At 69.3% G+C, this 1,419-nt stretch carries 2 protein-coding genes; both read left to right on the top strand.

Going from position 1 to position 1,419, the window contains the following annotated elements; translation table 11 throughout:
* The coding region (locus JF597_RS55035) for an MFS transporter (RefSeq protein ID WP_294014751.1) at positions 1-723 on the top strand (723 nt) is incomplete at its 5' end.
* A 130-nt stretch (positions 724-853) separates the two neighbouring features.
* The gene (locus JF597_RS55030) at positions 854-1,270 is read left to right on the top strand and encodes a nuclear transport factor 2 family protein (RefSeq protein ID WP_294014748.1); all 417 of its coding nucleotides are present in this window, start codon (positions 854-856) and stop codon (positions 1,268-1,270) included.
* The last annotated feature ends 149 nt before the right edge of the window (positions 1,271-1,419 follow it).

Genomic DNA, 1,419 nt, shown 5'->3' with positions numbered 1-1,419 from the left:
GTCGCCTACCTCTTCTTCGGCGGCATCGGCCTCGTGCAGCTGCCGCTCACCTCCAAGCTGCTCGAGCGGTACAACCCCCGGTGGGTGCTCTTCACCGGCCTTGTCCTCATCGGCGCCAGCGGGCTGTGGTTCGCCGGCGTTCCGACGAGCGATCGGACAATCACCGCCATCGTCGGGCCGCTGATCCTCGCCGGCGTCGGTTCGGCACTCGCCTTCGCCGCCATCAGCGCGGTCGCGGTCAACACGCTGCCCAATCACCTCGCAGGCATGGCCAGTGGTGCCACGAGCACGTTCCGGGACCTCGGGTTCGCCCTCGGCCCCGCGATCATGGGCGCTGTCGCGCTGAGCCAGGCCGCCAAGGAGATCTCCCGGAACCTGGCCGACAATCCGACCCTGAGCAAGGCCTACGCGGCTTTCCAGGCCGCTCCCGCCCATGCTCCCGCGGAACAGAAGCCGCAGCTGGAGGCGGCGGTGCACGCCGTGGGCTCGGGCCCGCTCGGTGCCAACTCGGTGCCGGGCAGCATCACCTCGCCGGACGGTCACGTCATCCCCTTCAACCCGCTCAAGGACGTCGCTTTCCACGCTCTCAGCAGCAGTTACTCCCTGGCGTTCGTGCTCGGCGGCGTGGCCGCTCTGGTGGCGGCGGCGCTCACCCTCGTGGGCGGTCCCGGTGGCGTGGACCAGGCTCATCTCGACGACGACCCGCACACCCTCGACGGCTGACCGCCCGACGAGCACGCCGGCGCCGGGACCACCGGAGTGTCCGCCGCGACTCCGCGAAAGCGGTGGTCGCGGCGGGCCATGGCGTAACAGGGACAACGATCAACAGACACACTCGGACAGGAGTCGCACGATGACCACGACCCACCCGGCGACGAGCAGGAACGACGTCCGCACGCCGGCCACGGTCGCCGAGGCGGAGGACGCGTGGCTCGTCGCGATCACCAAAGGTGACGAGGAACAGCGTCAACTCATGCTCCCCGACTGCGTGATCGTCCACGGCCCGGTCGGGAACATCCATGAACGCGAGCGTTTCCTCGGCTACAACGCGTCCATGGGAGCCACCGTCGAGGCCGAGACCAGCGAGGTGACCTGTCGGGAGCGGGGCGGACGAGCCATCGTGACGTGCTTCCAGAGGATGCGCATCCGGCGCCTTCCCGACTTGCCGCCGTTCCTGGTCCAGGCCGTGGCCACCCGGGTGTGGTTCTCGACCGACGAGGGATGGCGCCTCGGTCACATGCAGCTGTCCCGGCGGCAACCGTCGGCATGACGCGCATGACACGCATGACGTGCCGGTTTCCCCGCACTGCGAGAGGTCACTGGGTGCGGATCGGGATGCCCGGCCGCCAGCCCAGACTCCGGGACAACCCCAGTCCGCTCGCGACCAGCGAGGGAACGGCCGCCTGCAATTTGATGGAG

The sequence above is a fragment of the Streptomyces sp. genome (assembly GCF_019510245.1).
GTDB lineage: Bacteria > Actinomycetota > Actinomycetes > Streptomycetales > Streptomycetaceae > Streptomyces.
This window is presented reverse-complemented; position numbering and strand designations above follow the sequence as displayed.